The sequence below is a fragment of the Nostoc sp. CHAB 5836 genome, assembly GCF_020829445.1.
Classification (GTDB): domain Bacteria; phylum Cyanobacteriota; class Cyanobacteriia; order Cyanobacteriales; family Nostocaceae; genus Nostoc.
This window is the reverse complement of the sequence record NZ_JAIVFV010000078.1, coordinates 15,246-29,447: the sequence shown is the minus strand read 5'-3', so window position 1 is coordinate 29,447 and position 14,202 is coordinate 15,246. Positions and strand designations below refer to the sequence as shown.

Genomic DNA, 14,202 nt, shown 5'->3' with positions numbered 1-14,202 from the left:
TCTCAGGATATAGTCCGTGCTTATCAACAACAGCAACTAGATGTTGAACATTTAATTCTCGCCCTCTTAGAAGAACCCACTAGTCTAGCAATACGTATCCTGGCTCGATCTGAGGTCGATCCAATCCGCTTACAGCAGCAGCTAGAAGCCTTTACCCAACGTCAGCCGAAAGTTGGAAAAAATGATCAGCTTTACCTTAGCCGGAATTTAGATGTTTTACTAGACAGAGCGGAGGAAGCTAGAGTCAGGATGAAAGATTCCTACATTTCCGTGGAACACATAGTTTTGGCCTTTGCTGAAGACGATCGCATTGGACGAAAGCTACTCAAAAGCTTTAGTGCGGATACAGCTAAACTAGAAGCTACTATCAAAACCGTTCGCGGTAGCCAAAAGGTGACAGATCAAAGCCCAGAATCCCGCTATGAAGCCTTACAAAAATTTGGTAGAGATTTGACAGAACAGGCAAAAGCTGGAAAACTGGATCCGGTAATTGGGCGGGATGACGAAATTCGGCGGGTAATTCAAGTATTATCTCGTCGTAGTAAAAATAACCCCGTCTTAATTGGTGAACCTGGGGTAGGTAAAACGGCGATCGCTGAAGCTTTAGCACAGCGCATGGTTAACGGTGATGTTCCCGAATCTCTGAAGAACCGCCAACTCATCTCTTTAGATATGGGCAGTTTAATTGCTGGGGCAAAATACCGAGGTGAATTTGAAGACCGTTTAAAATCTGTTCTCCGCGAAGTTACGGAATCTAACGGTCAAATCGTCCTGTTTATTGACGAACTACATACCGTAGTGGGCACTGGTTCCAACCAACAAGGGGCAATGGATGCGGGAAATTTACTCAAACCAATGCTGGCGCGAGGAGAACTACGTTGCATTGGCGCTACTACCCTCGATGAGTTCCGCAAACACATTGAGAAAGATGCTGCCCTAGAACGCCGCTTTCAGCAAGTATTTGTCGATCAGCCAACAGTGGAAAATACTATTTCCATTCTGCGGGGATTGAAAGAACGCTACGAAGTTCATCACAACGTCAAAATTTCTGATTCGGCTTTGGTAGCAGCAGCAACCCTGTCAGCGCGTTACATTAGCGATCGCTTTTTACCAGATAAAGCCATTGATTTGGTGGATGAAGCCGCCGCCCAGTTGAAAATGGAGATTACCTCCAAACCAGCCGAATTGGAAACCATTGATCGCCGCCTCATGCAGTTAGAAATGGAAAAGTTATCATTAGCTGGCGAAGAAAAGGGTATTCCCCAAACTAGAGAGCGGTTGGAGCGAATTGAGCAAGAAATCGCCAATTTAACGGAAAAACAACTAATATTTAATGAGCAATGGCAAGGTGAAAAGCAGATACTGGAGGCGATAAGCGCCTTAAAGAAAGAAGAAGATGCGCTGCGAGTGCAAATCGAACAGGCGGAACGTGCTTATGATTTGAATAAAGCTGCCCAACTGAAATATGGCAAATTAGAAGGAGTGCAACGCGATCGCGAAGCCAAAGAAGCGAACCTTTTAGAAATTCAAAACCAAGGTTCCACCTTACTGCGAGAACAAGTTACCGAAGCCGACATTGCCGAAATCGTTGCCAAATGGACAGGAATCCCCGTTAATCGCCTGTTGGAATCAGAACGGCAAAAATTACTGCAACTAGAAAGTCATTTACATGAACGAGTCATTGGACAAGAAGAGGCTGTAGAAGCAGTCGCAGCAGCGATTCGCCGCGCCCGTGCGGGGATGAAAGATCCCTCACGTCCCATTGGTTCATTTTTGTTCATGGGCCCTACAGGTGTGGGTAAAACCGAACTCGCCCGCGCTTTAGCTCAGTTTCTCTTTGATTCTGATGATGCATTGGTGCGCTTGGATATGTCTGAGTACATGGAAAAACACTCAGTTTCTCGCCTTGTGGGAGCGCCCCCAGGATATGTAGGCTATGAAGAAGGTGGTCAACTTTCCGAGGCGATTCGCCGTCGTCCCTATTCGGTGGTGCTGCTGGATGAAGTAGAAAAAGCCCACCCCGATGTGTTCAATATTTTATTGCAAGTGTTGGATGATGGGAGAATTACGGACTCTCAGGGAAGGACAGTAGATTTTCGGAACACCGTCATTGTCATGACTAGTAATATTGGTAGCGAACATATTTTGGATATATCTGGCGATGATTCCAAGTATGAAACAATGCGGGTGAGGGTAATGGAAGCATTGCGATCGCATTTCCGCCCCGAATTTCTCAACCGCGTCGATGACATTATTCTCTTCCATACTTTAAACCGCACAGAAATGCGGCAAATCATCCGCATTCAACTCAAGCGTGTAGAAAATCTCCTCCGCGAGCAAAAAATCTTCTTTGAGATATCCCAATCTGCTTGTGATCACCTTGTGGAATCAGGCTATGACCCCGTTTACGGTGCCCGCCCACTCAAACGGGCAATTCAGCGAGAAGTAGAAAACCCCCTCGCCACCAAGTTATTGGAAAATACTTTTATCTCTGGAGACACGATAATCATTGACAAAGGTGAAACTGGTCTGTCTTTTAGCAAAAAAATGCTGGTGAAGGTGTCAGTACCACAGATTGCTACATAGCACCTAGCTAGGCTGTTGATTTTGATGAAATTTCCCCCCCCAAAGTTACGCCTTGTGTCCCCTCCCGAAGAGCGGGGCTACCATGTTGTATACACAAGTCGGCAGACCTCTCCCCAAACCCCTCTCCGAAGCACAGAGGGGCTTTGAAGATTGGCTCCCCAACGCTACAAGGGTTGGGGCTGTTCTTGTTAGGTCTCAATACACTTGGGATAAAATGTTGGGTTTCGTTCTTCAACTTGTATCTTAAGAGAAGTAGTAGACATCTGGTGAAATTAAATACGCGTTACCCAGAAGCCTTGTTTTGACGTAGCAGTGCTACGTCAAAACAATTCTTTTTCAGCAGATGTCTAGTGTTTAACCGAACCTGATATTAGGGGGAATCTCAAAGCATTTACGTTTCGTAAAATACTTTGATTTTTTCGCGCCAACTTACTTAATCAGCTAATAGGCAATGTAAACCAAAAAGTTGCCCCTGCATCCAATGCACTGTTTACACCAATTTCGCCGCCGTGAGCATGGATAATTTGCTTAGACAGATATAACCCCAATCCCAAACTTAGAGAATTGCGGATACTTGTACCACGAAAGTAAAGGTCAAAAAGCCGATCGCTTTGTTCTTGACTAATTCCCACACCGTTATCACTAACGGTACAATAAATTTTGTCATCCTTACGGGTAGCATTGATTGTCAAGAGCAATCCAGGGGGATTGTGTTTGAGAGCATTGACAATTAAGTTAGAAAAAACTCGCCATAGTTGCGTGGGATCTGCATTCACTAATGGCAAATCTGCGGATACCAGATTTGTCAAGGTTGCTTGATTTTGTGCTAGCAACGGCTCTAAATCAGCGATCGCAGCTTGGACAATTGCCAGCAATTCTACGGTTTGACGTTGTAAAATAACACCTTGCACTTCGCTGACATGAGCTTCCATCAACGAATTAATTAAGTTCAGTTGGCGATCGCTACTTTGAATCATCCGCTCTAAAATTGAGCGTGAAATCGAAATATTTTCCTCTGGACGTGCAAGCAGGTTTCTCAGCACCATTAAAGTACCCAGCACTGGGTTGCGTAAGTCGTGGGAAACTGCATGGAAAAATACTCGTAGTTCTTCTTCTGTTTGCTTGCGCTGGGTAATGTCTTCAATCAAACCTTCGTAGTAAAGCAGTTTAAGATGTTCGTCACGCACTGCGTAAGCTTTTTCCGAAATCCAAACAATACTCCCGTCTTGGCGATAAATTTGAGACTCGAACTCCGAAACACTGCCATATTTTTCCATTAAGCGGACAAATTCGGCGCGACGGTTCGGATCTACGTACAATTGTTCAATATCAGTAAAATTTGCTGTTACTTCCTCCGCTAAGGAGTAGCCATAAATACGTGCTAAAGCCGGATTTGCCGTAATGTAATGTCCATCGGGACTGCTTTGAAAAATCCCTTCAACGGCGTTTTCAAAAATGCTGCGATATTTAGCTTCTGCAACCTTAAGCTTTTGGTAGGCAGATTCCAGTTCTTGACGGGCGTAAAACTCAGAACGTTGCAGGCGATCGTACAGATAAACACCGATGTCGCAGATAGTACAAAACCAAAAAATGTATAATATGAACGTTACATTATATATTCCTGGGTGGTCAGGCATTGGTGTTTTTAGTCCAAGTGCCGTATTCACACCAAAATAGTAAATTAGCACACTTACTTGAGTCAGCAAGTGAAGAATCCAGCAGACAGGCATCAACACAGCTTGGCTCAAAAACAGCAGCGACCAGCCGATGGTATCAGGTAGTGCGAAACCTCGAAGAGTGGCAAACAACTGCGATGCGAGACTAATTGACCAAGAAGACCCCAAAAATAATAAATCTGGATGATGACGACCTAACTTCGTTTTATGTAAAGCAAAGCAAATAATTATACTCGCAAGCATTGCAACATTAATTACAAGGCGTTGAGTTCTAAGTTCTTCTGGCAGCTTCTGCAACTCTTGAAAAGGGAAAAACAAGCCGTAAATGTCTCGTAGAGTAAAAGACAACAGACAAATCAGCGCCAGCCATAACCATAAACGCAATCTTTGCCACAAAAAACGGTTACGCCAATCTTTGTAAAGACTAGTGATTTCATCTGCGGTTGGTGCAGAAAAGGTTTTTTTCCACCACCTTTGCACTGTTGTAAATGGATTAGCCATTAGCATCCGAGCAATTTTGCCCATACCGTCGAGGGTGTTTCCCTAACTCAACATTGCCACAAAATAACACCGTCTCATTTTTTGGTGATTTATGGCCGATTTGTTGCGGATGAAGTTGCCAAAGGTAATGTAAACCAGAAAGTTAACCCGCGCTTGCGGTTACTAATAACACCAATTTCGCCGCCATGTGCCTTAATAACTTTGCGACAAAGATACATTTTTAAGCCAATGCTTGTGGAACAGCAGTCTTGAGGATCACGGACATGGAGATCGAAAAGGCGATCGCACTCTACTTTAGTCATTGCCACGCCGTCATCTTGAATTTGAGTGCGAATCATTCCCGCCTCAACGACGGCGCTTAGGGTAAAATTTAATCCTGGTGGATTATTTTGCAGGCTATGTGTGATTAAACTTGCCAAAACTTTCTGCAACTGACTCCCATCTGCCATTACTAACGGGAAATCGGCGGAAACCAAGTTCTTCAGGGTTGCTTGATTTTGTGTGAGTAAGGGTTCCAACTGGGCGAATATTTTTCCCAGTAGGGTGGTAAATTGTACAGGTTGCGGTTTAATTTCAAGACCCTGTTGTTCGCAGGAATTAATTTCTAGCAATGAGTTAATCATCGTCAGTTGGCGATCGTTGCCTTGAATCATCCGCTCGATGATTGAGCTAGATACGGCAATTGGGGATTGGGCATGGGAAAGAGGCAGAGGGGCAGAGGAGATGGGGAGTAGAGGGGAAAGACTTGCTGTAATTTTCCCCCTGCTTACCTGCTCGACTCCCTGATGTAACAAATTCTTTAACACCATCAAGTTACCCATCACCGAAGTTCGTAAATCGTGGGCAACTGTGTGCAAAACAACATCTTTGACACGATGCAATTTTTCAACTTCTTGCATTTTCTGCTGCAACTGTGCAGTCCGTTCTTGTACTTGGTGTTCTAAATTAGTGTTGAGTTCTGCCAGTTTTTGGCAGATCTGGCTTTGCTGAATAGCGATCGCTACTTGTTCTGACATCTGCTGTAACAAATCAATTTCCATTGGCTGCCAATGACGTGGCCCTGAGCATTGGTGAGCAATCAACGCCCCAAATAATTCGTTACCTAGCATAATTGGTACAGCCAAAGTAGCCTTCGTTTGGAATTTTTGACAGTGTGCTTTGACTTTCGGAGATACTGTTATTTGCGTTATGTCTTCAATGACACGCACAAAATTATCTTTGAGTAAATTTCTCAATTCTTGTAGATAAGCTTCATCATTCGTAGACCAACCTGAGACTGATGGATACTTGGGATCTACTGATTCGGCAAGAGTTCTGACTCCTAAATTGGCATTATTTAAACCAATGAAAACTCGATCTGCTTGCAGAAATTGCCTGACTTCGGTCACAGTGGTTTGGAGAATTTGCTCTAAGTTAAGGGAAGACCGAATTCGTACTAGGGTTTCTGCCAACAAGCGATCGCGTTCTGCACAAAGGCGGAATTGCGCTTCTACCTGTTTGCGTTGTGTAATGTCGTGATGGACTGCTAAAATACAGGGGATACCATCTAAATCAATGACTTCGGCTGAAAGTAGCGTTGTAATTATCTCGCCAGACTTTTGTCTAAATTCAAATTCCAAGTTGCGAACAACTCCAGTGCCTTGCAACCCCCGCAATAAATTTAGGCGATCGCCCTCCTGTACCCAAAGATTTAACTCAAAAGAAGTTTTCCCAATCGTCTCATCTCGCTCATAACCTGAGAGTTTTACAAAACTGTCGTTAACTTCGATAAAGCGTCCTTCTTGCAGCGTACTAATAGTAATTGAATCGGGGCTGCAACTAAAAGCTTTCGCAAATTTTTGAGCTAGATTTTGTAAGGCAACTTCTGCTTGTTTGCGTTCTGTGATATCTCGGACAATTGCTAGTACCTCATCTTCACCACTCACTACCAACCGCGCTTCATAATCTCTGACTCCCAAAGGCGTTGTTAGCTGATATTCACAAGTTTGCAAAGTTCCAGAATCTAAAGTTTTAGCGATCGCTTCCAGGCTAATCGTTGCAACATCACTAGGCAATAACTCATGGATATGTTTCCCAACTATTTCTTCTCTTGAAAGAGTGACATTTGCTCCCTCACTTTTCAAATCTAGATACTCGCCATCACGGCTAATGCGAAACATCAAATCGGGGATAGCATCCAAAATTGCTTTATACCGCGCCTCACTCTCTTGCAATTTTTCTTCGGCTAGTTTTCGGTCTGTAATATCCATGACCAAACCATTCCAAAGCAAATTGCCTTCTTGTTGTAGTTCTGGTTGCGAAGTACCTTCAATCCACTTAAGTTTGCCGCTAGGCGTAATAATGCGACCTTCCCAATGCCAAGGTGTAACAGTGGTTCTACAAACGGCAATAGATTCGGCAAAAGCTTTTATATCCTGTGGATGAATCAGTTTGTGTAACATCTGGAAGTCTGCCTGTACAGCTTCTGGTTCTAATTCATACAAATATTTACAACCAGAACTAATATAAGGAATAAATACAGAACCATCTTGCCGTTGCAGAATTTGGAAAATCATCCCCGGTAAATTGGCAGCAATTGTTTCCAACAGAGTGATCTTCTCTGGTTTAAAATCTGGTTTATCCAGTGATTTTACAATTTCATCCACTCTTTGACCCTTTGATATATAAGCAATTGGCATAATATTCAAGGCAATCATAACCATTGTGAGAGTTTTCTGACTGTTGGCGTGATCACTAACAGCAGAAAAAGCGGCTCTACTTTCAGAGTAGTTCTGGATGCTGCGATCGCATTCACCCAATCGGGTGAACCACTATCCAAGGGCGAATCAGTTCAGGAACGCCCAGTCACCAAGAGAGCGAAATAATTGAAGTAAGGACATATTTGGAAGAAAATAATGATATATCGGTTGCAATACTGCGTAGGTTTTTAATATTTGTAGGTTGGGTTGAGCCTTTGCGAAACCCAACAAACCCCGCTCTGGTGAAAAAGAATTGTTTTGACGTAGCACTGCTACGTCTCTACAAGGATTCTGGGTAACGCATATTCAATTTCACCAGATGTCTATTGTTATAGCCCGGTTTCATCGAGCAGTGAACATCTTTAAAAAAATGACGCCAAAAACTTACCAACAAGCTGGAAAGATAATCAGCATTGTCTATGCGATCGCTCCATGTTCATTAGGATATTTGCTTGTGGCAACAACAGAAAAGGGTATCTGCGCCGTCAAACTAGGTGATGAAGCAGACAACCTTGAACACACTTTGATTAAGGAATTTCACCAAGCGCACATCATGCGTGATGACCACACACACAAAGACTGGATACAGTCAATCCTCGACTTGATTACCGGAGATGAAACACATCTCAATTTACCAGTTGATATACGGGGGACAGCATTTCAGAAACGGGTTTGGCAAGCATTACAAAAAATTCCCTATGGCCAAACCCGCACCTACACTGATATTGCCCGTGATATTGCCAAACCCCAGGCAGTCCGCGCGGTCGGTAATGCTTGTGGAGCTAATCCAACAGCGCTAATTATACCATGTCACCGTGTGCTGCAAAGTGATGGCAATCTTGGTGGCTATCGCTGGGGAATTGACCGCAAACAAAAACTTCTGATGCAAGAATCAGAACAGACTGCTATAAAAGCAATAAACATAGGAGAATGTAGAGACGTAGCAGTGCTACGTCTCTACAAGGGTTCTGGGTAACGCATATTTAATTTCACCAGATGTCTAATATGAACAACAATATTCCCGACTTTTTATAAAAGTTGAGAATCTCAGCCGAACATCTGATTATTTTGCACCTAACTGATATCTTTCCTTTAACAGGTGGGTATTATAAGCTTACTCTGCTAACAAAATCTTCATAAATTTGCCTTCAAATAAAATACATTTCCGCAATTTTACTGTGAAGTTATGATTTTGTTACTTATTAAAATTGAATTATAGCAGTTTGCAGTTGAGTCCAATACAGACCTAACCCCCAACCCCTTCCCTTGAAGGGAAGGGGAGTAAGACTCAAAGTCTGTCTCCTCGTAGGAGAGAAGTCAAAACCCAATACGGTTCGGTTAAGATTTCCCCGCCTATGGTGACCCCTTTAAAAAAAGGGGGGGAAAGGTTTTAGCCCCCCTTTTTAAGGGTGGTTGGGGGGATCTTCGGGGACAAAATATCACTAACCGAACCGTATTGAGTCAAAACCGTACTGCATCCAAGGGATAACCGCTATAAATAATTCTGAAAAAATCAGTGTTTCTCGGATAAAACAAACAATTCATTAATGATATAACTTTAAATAAAATCTATTTTGTTTTAGCTGATTTTTAAAAGTTAGTAAAACCAGAGGCAGTGGTTACATAAATATAGTCTCATATTTAGCCTGTAAAAATATTTATTCGGCATGATTTTAGATGTCAAAACATAGAAAAATTCCCTACAATCCACTTGACAGTGAAGCAGCTGTGTCTCAAAAACGTCAGCTAGTCAAGGCAATTAAAAAGACCTTAAAACAAGTTAGCAAACAATTTTTATCTGCAATTAACAAGCAACTCATTTGGCTCCTGCGGACTATTTTTGGTACTCCAAGAAGACGCGGATCAGCGAATGCTGGATTTTTGTTGCCAACAGTGGCGATGGTAACTTTGGTAGTTGTGTTGTTGACAACTGCAATTTTGTTTCGGTCTTTTGAACGCTCCAAGAATGCCAGTAATGTTCGAGTGAACGAGGCTGTACTTAACGCTGCTACCCCAGCCATTGATCGTGCTAGAGCCAAATTAGATGCACTACTAGAAGACCCAACACTACCACGAGGAATTCCCTCTGATAACGCTTTATATGATGCTATTAAAAAAGACAAATATAGGCTTGGTGATGAGACTCGCCTGAAGTTGGCTTTAGAATTTAATGGTATTACAGGTATCCAAACTGGTGACATAAACAATAACGGGACTCCATCTGACCCCAGCGACGACTTTGTAAATGAGGACGAAACATTAAAAACAGCTTGGAAATATGCCGTTGACACAGACAATAACGGCAAAAAAGACACCTTTACTCTTTATGGAATTTACTTCCGTACACCACCTAGAAACAGCGCAGGAGAGTTTACTCGTGAAAGAAAAGCCCTAGAAGCTAGAATCCCACCAATGGATAATGACTCTTCAAACCAGCAGTGCAATGCATCTGGTTTTTCTAGCTTAGTGGGCAATTCCAGTTGGTATAAGCTAAATAGTGGCAATCTGGGTAAAAGCTTCTTTGTTTATACCGTTAATGTGCCTATTACTAAACAGATTTATGATAGTCTGCCAACAAGTACTGGGTCTATTAATCAAAGTAATTCCGAAGAATACAAAGGTAACAAAAGCTTTGTAGCACTGGAGTTTCAGCAAGACCGCAGTCGCGTTCCCCTAGCAAATAATGCCGTTTGGTTTGAGAATGATTTAGAAGTCATAGTTGGTGGTAGTACAAGATTATTGTTGAATGGAAGAGTTCACACCAACAGCAACCTCCTTGTTGGGGTAGTTGGAACTGGTGGCTCCAACGGTAACATAACTTTCCGGCAAGTTAGCAGCAAAACATCCTGTTTCTTCAATCAAGAAAACGGGCAGATTACTGTTGGGGGAAATGTCGGAAATGGTAGCCTTTCTCAAACTAGTGCTAACGATGTAAACGTTGATTTGTACAAAGGTTTTGGGAACAGTGATGTTAAAACTAACCCTGCTACCATTAACGCCAGCAACAAATCTACAAATGCTAGTGGTGGTGGTAGTATCGGATTCAACGATGCAGCATACAATCTACGCATTGCTGCAATGAAGACTACTGCGATCGCTTTATGCACAACGTGTACTAGCGCAACTACTGCTAGCGCTCTCGAAGCGGCTGTTAAATTGAGTAGTTACCCAGCAGATGTAATAACCAACGTTGAAACCAAAGTACAAAGCACTGATGATCTCACTACAGCCAAAAATATCCTCTCCGACGAAATAGAAATTTATTTGCGAAATCGTACCCGTCGAGTACCTTTTGCAGAAGTACCAGACGCTACTGGAACGGGTGCAACAACTGGATATAGTGCCATTTCTATTAGTTTACAACCTCAGGCAAGTTGGAGGGAACCACTAAACTCCAATAACCAGTTCACTGGTGTAGCAACATCACCTCCCTCTGTAGAGACTTCTCAGCTACAAGCCACACAGCCAAATCTACAGAAGAAAGAAGGTGTTCAAACCAATTTAGGCGATCGCGTTTTTGTAGGCAATAACCTTCCTGCTCTGTGGCTAAAAGACGGAAAATATGTTGGTACAGAGGCTGAGCAGCCAATTTTAGACAGTACTGGCACTACGGTTAACTGGACTAGAAGTGGTTCAGAACCACCAGCAAGATGGCGCAACACTCAAATACAGGCACTTGCTGACTTAGGTCTATCTGACCGTAATGGCTTTTGGGAAGAAAATGCCGCCAAAAATCCCGTAAACGAATTAGACAACGTTGGTGGTGTCCGGATCGTTACTGGTGCAGGTATTTATGTAGACGATCCTGATATTGCCGGCACAACAACTGGCGCATTCTACGATCGCCCAACTTTTTCATTTTTACTAGATCCACCAGATCCCACCCCATCTGACACTACTGATATTCCGGTTTGGCCTGACACCATGCCGATGTCAAGTCCTGGAAGTACTACTCTCAAAGGCGATCTGTTGATGCGGGCTACAGCTGTTTATCATTACAAAGTAGATCATGGCACTGATCAAGAACCAATTGCTTGTGTAAGCAGCTACTACGACCCCTCAAATGAAGATACAGTTAAAAACAAAGTTAATCAAAATGGTGGATATGGTGTAGATACCACCAAAGGTCGATCAAACAACGGCGTTGTTTACTCTTACCCGACAACCGGAAGAGGTGCATTTTTTACAACTCATAAAGCTCGTCTACAACGACAAGCTAATTTGAAATTTCCCAATGGGCGTTGGGCTAACAAACCGTTACAAGTTGCCTTGGAAAACATGAAGGCTACTAATGCTGGTACTCTACCCGATACAGTACCCAGTAGTGGTTTACAGCTAGCTGATTATTCAGCAATTGACACAGCACTTTGTGCTATTTCAATCCTGAGTAATGAGGCTGGTTTTGTTGCTACTCCTAGCGACCAGCCTAAACATGGTGCAATCAGAGAAGCAACTTTCCTTGATGCTAGGGAAGTGAAGCAGATGAGTACATCAGGTTCACCAACTACATACAACTTAGACTTAGAACAACGTCAACCTCTAGAAATTCGAGTTACAGATATTGATTTAAGTTCCACAACAGGTTTAGCCGCAGGTATAGCCACCACAGCAATAACAGCTAACGAGTACTTATTACCTTACAGTGGCATTATTTACGCATCTAGAGATGATGGTTTGCGTGATGAGAGTGATACAACTAGTGAATCAGAGTTACTCAGCCCAACCGATTTTCGGCTGGACTCAACTCGTCGCCCGAACGGAATCCGGCTGATTAATGGAGGAACTTTAGCAAGAACTAGTGCTAACACTTACAATGCTAAAGAAAAAGGTCTGATTTTGGTAACAAATTTGCCCGCATATATCAAAGGCAACTTCAATTTGCACCGCACAGGTACAACTGACACTACAGAAATTGAGGAATTTACAGAAATAGAGTCAGCAAGTGTCAACTTCTACGATCGCAGTACTGCCAATACTAACTTTGCTTGTCGTGCAGGAAGAACAGGCTGTCCTGGAACTGGGGGCGACCTTTGGAGACCAGCAACCATTATTGCCGATTCCATGACTTTACTTTCCGACAGTTTCGTAGATGGTGTGCGGAGATTCGCAGACTACGACTTAAACAATAACACGGGCATTACTGTAGAAGATGGCTTAAGTCCCACGACTTTACCCACTTTAGATGAAAAAAGGCGAAATCGTCTGAAAAATGGTTTTTGGGAAAACAGCTATACTACCAGTTCTTTTTGGACAGGTCATAGTAATGGTAACGGTTATCCCAGAACAGCAGCTATTGGTTCTTACTTAACAAATGGAGTGACACCAATTCAGCGTCGAGTTAGAGGTCAACCCTTGTATGTCATGGAAATTTGCCGTAACTTGGTAGTTTCAGAGTGTGGACCTAATGATTGGTCTGTGGGATTTGATAGGAATGGAGATGGCTCTTTAACTGCTGCTGAACAAAGCGTCAGGACATATCAACTGGGACAAGCCATACTTGCTGCTAATGGCGGCACAATGCCATCAGATTGGACTACTCAATTTCCAACCGGCAGCAATACTAAAAGCATCAGAGAACGGCTTGGAGCTGGTGATACAGGTTCAGATCGATTGTCCCTGCAAGGTGAATTGACCACAGATCGTCTTTATCCCCGTCGGGTTGCATTTGCCCGCGACAATAACAACAACCTGGTTACCAGTAGTTCTGGTTTTTACAAACCTATGGGTATAGGTTGTCCCTTAGATACGACTGGTGCAGCTTATACCAATAATGGCTGTACTTATGGCACTAATTACGGTTTAGTAGACACCACCAACAATATCTACGCTCTCTGGTTTAGAACCACAAATAGCACAACTAACCCAGGAGACATAGCACAAGCAACATACGCAAGTGACAGACCGCTATTCTATTATCCTCCCATTGATGCTAACGGTGATGGTAGTCCTGATTTAGATGGTCAACCGCTTCTTGTACCAGTCTTACAAATTCATGATGCAAATAGTACTCCCTCCAACTTAAGAACGGACGCAGCTGCAGTAGCCGCAGGGGATGACTTTAGGACTAATTGGTTACAACAGGCAAGCAACACTATATTCAATGCCACCTTTGTATTAGGAAATAGTCCCAGTAGAACAGATGAAATTTCAGCAGGTTTGCAAAACTTTGTGAGATTTTTGGAAAACTGGGAGAACAGGACAGCCAAAATCAGCGGTAGCTTTATTCAATTAAAGCGGAGTAGCTTCTCCACCGCGCCAATTGCATCCATTTTCACAAACAGACAAACCAATGCCGCTGCTAGTCCTACTTATAATCTCAGCCTTTTTGACTACTCATTAGACACTTACCCAACTAGAAACGGTGATGGTATCTTACCTTTCTACTTCGCACCAACAAATAGAAATTGGGGGTTTGATGTTGGTCTTTTATCAGAGCAACCAGACCTATTTGCCCAAAGGTTCACCGCGCCCCCAACAGGACGCCCCAATGAATTCTTTAGGGAAGTTGGACGGGATGACACCTGGGTGAAAACATTGCTCTGTGCTGGTGAAGCTAGCAACCAGACAGGTATCCCGACAACAGGAGTGACAGTAACTTACACAAATGCAGTTCCTAGTCAATATCGTCCAAGTGGCTGTCCATCATCCATACCATCTGACTTGCCGCCATCGCCATAAATGCTGTAAATATTGGGTAAATT

At 43.1% G+C, this 14,202-nt stretch carries 6 protein-coding genes; 3 read left to right on the top strand and 3 right to left on the bottom strand.

Features of this window, described 5'->3' with window-relative positions:
* Positions 1-2,586: ATP-dependent chaperone ClpB (clpB, locus tag LC605_RS17020; protein WP_229548699.1), on the top strand; the 2,586-nt coding region annotated here is incomplete at its 5' end.
* A 437-nt stretch (positions 2,587-3,023) separates the two neighbouring features.
* Here the strand turns inward: clpB and LC605_RS17015 are convergent.
* The 3 genes from LC605_RS17015 to LC605_RS33000 all read right to left on the bottom strand — a co-directional run bounded on the left by LC605_RS17015 (position 3,024) and on the right by LC605_RS33000 (position 7,581).
* On the bottom strand, positions 3,024-4,763 hold the full coding sequence (locus tag LC605_RS17015) for an ATP-binding protein (RefSeq protein ID WP_229548700.1): 1,740 nt from the start codon (positions 4,761-4,763) through the stop codon (positions 3,024-3,026).
* 89 nt (positions 4,764-4,852) lie between these two features.
* Entirely contained in the window at positions 4,853-7,465 is a 2,613-nt protein-coding gene (locus LC605_RS17010) for a PAS domain S-box protein (protein ID WP_229548698.1), read from the bottom strand.
* Positions 7,456-7,581: a hypothetical protein gene (locus LC605_RS33000; RefSeq protein ID WP_267868572.1), complete on the bottom strand. Its 126-nt coding sequence runs from the start codon at positions 7,579-7,581 to the stop codon at positions 7,456-7,458. The genes LC605_RS17010 and LC605_RS33000 overlap by 10 nt, the downstream gene beginning before the upstream one ends.
* Before the next feature lie 239 nt (positions 7,582-7,820).
* On the opposite strand from LC605_RS33000, the gene LC605_RS17005 reads away from it, so the two are divergent.
* Positions 7,821-8,477, top strand: coding sequence for a methylated-DNA--[protein]-cysteine S-methyltransferase (locus LC605_RS17005; protein ID WP_229548697.1), 657 nt, complete (start codon positions 7,821-7,823; stop codon positions 8,475-8,477).
* A 701-nt stretch (positions 8,478-9,178) separates the two neighbouring features.
* A complete protein-coding gene (gene hpsA, locus LC605_RS17000; protein ID WP_229548696.1) occupies positions 9,179-14,179 on the top strand; it encodes a hormogonium polysaccharide biosynthesis protein HpsA in 5,001 nt (1,666 codons plus the stop codon).
* Positions 14,180-14,202: the final 23 nt, after the last annotated feature.

Bases quoted from the DNA above. Each gene is read 5' to 3' on its own strand.
- LC605_RS17015 (WP_229548700.1), bottom strand. From the start codon at position 4,763: ATGGCTAATCCATTTACAACAGTGCAAAGGTGGTGGAAAAAAACCTTT.
- LC605_RS17010 (WP_229548698.1), bottom strand. From the start codon at position 7,465: ATGGTTATGATTGCCTTGAATATTATGCCAATTGCTTATATATCAAAG.
- LC605_RS17005 (WP_229548697.1), top strand. From the start codon at position 7,821: ATGTCTATTGTTATAGCCCGGTTTCATCGAGCAGTGAACATCTTTAAA.
- hpsA (WP_229548696.1), top strand. From the start codon at position 9,179: ATGTCAAAACATAGAAAAATTCCCTACAATCCACTTGACAGTGAAGCA.